General features: G+C 76.7%; 1 protein-coding gene. It reads left to right on the plus strand.

Annotation, left to right across the window (positions count from 1 at the left end):
• On the plus strand, positions 1 to 295 hold a 295-nt coding region (locus G3I40_RS33920), incomplete at its 5' end, for a helix-turn-helix transcriptional regulator (RefSeq protein WP_164558672.1).
• Positions 296 to 593 lie beyond the last annotated feature (298 nt).

A 593-nucleotide genomic window follows, 5' to 3' on the forward strand; every position in this document is an offset into this window, starting at 1 on the left:
GTGCGGCGCCGCGGTCTGGGCCGCGCAGACGGCGGCCGAGCTGCGCGCGACGGGGGAGGCCCCCGACCTCCACGAACCTCCCGGCGGGCTGGGCGAGTTGACCCCGCAGCAGCTGCGGATCGCCCGCTGCGTCGCGGAGGGAGCCACCAACCGCGAGGTCGCCCGGCGGCTGTCCGTGAGCCCCCGCACCGTCGACCACCATCTGCGCAATGTCTTCGCCCGGCTCGGCGTCCGCTCCCGGACCGAACTGGCCCGCCTGGTGGACCGCGCGGAACGGGCCGTGGCGCCCTCCTGAGGCGGCGGCCGCGCCCTCCGCGGGCATACCGAGCGGTAACGGCATAGCCACGGCTCTGCCCGAAGGCTGGAGACCGACCAGACGGTATGCCATTCTTCGGGCGCCGGGGCGGGTCAGGTGCGCCCCGGCGTCAGCCGACCCGTGGAGGTCCGTGATGCCCGCGCAGCACCTCGTACGTCCCCGCCCCCGCACCGCCGGCGCCCCCGCGGGATCCGACGCCGTCGCCGTGCTGCGCCGCGCCGCGCGGCCGCTGATAGGGCAACTGCCCGCTCTCGCCGACCGGTTGACGGCTGAGCTG

Source organism: Streptomyces sp. SID14478 (genome assembly GCF_010548525.1).
Classification (GTDB): domain Bacteria; phylum Actinomycetota; class Actinomycetes; order Streptomycetales; family Streptomycetaceae; genus Streptomyces.